Origin of the sequence: Desulfocucumis palustris (assembly GCF_002933875.1) — a bacterium.
GTDB classification, from domain to species: Bacteria; Bacillota; Desulfotomaculia; order Desulfotomaculales; family Desulfocucumaceae; genus Desulfocucumis; species Desulfocucumis palustris.
Map to the genome: position 1 here is coordinate 1 of NZ_BFAV01000077.1, position 225 is coordinate 225.

The following is a 225-nucleotide window of genomic DNA, read 5'->3' on the forward strand; positions in this document are numbered from 1 at the left end:
ATAAACCGGAATAATTCGCATACCAATGGTAACGAAAGAACCTTTTACGTCGGCAATAATTTTCGGACCCTGGTAAAATACAACCTTTCAGCAGTTTCCATGGGAACCATAAAAAGCGCGAAACTGGAACTTCAAAGCTTTAGCTCCGGCGAAAAACTTTACCCGATGAAAGCCTACCGCGTAACCCAGGAGTGGCTTGAAATGGAGGCTAACTGGGACGAGGCC

At 45.8% G+C, this 225-nt stretch carries 1 protein-coding gene; it reads left to right on the plus strand.

Annotation, left to right across the window (positions count from 1 at the left end):
• Window positions 1-225, plus strand: a 225-nt coding sequence (locus DCCM_RS06595; protein ID WP_165792037.1) for a DNRLRE domain-containing protein, incomplete at both ends; no start/stop codon positions are given.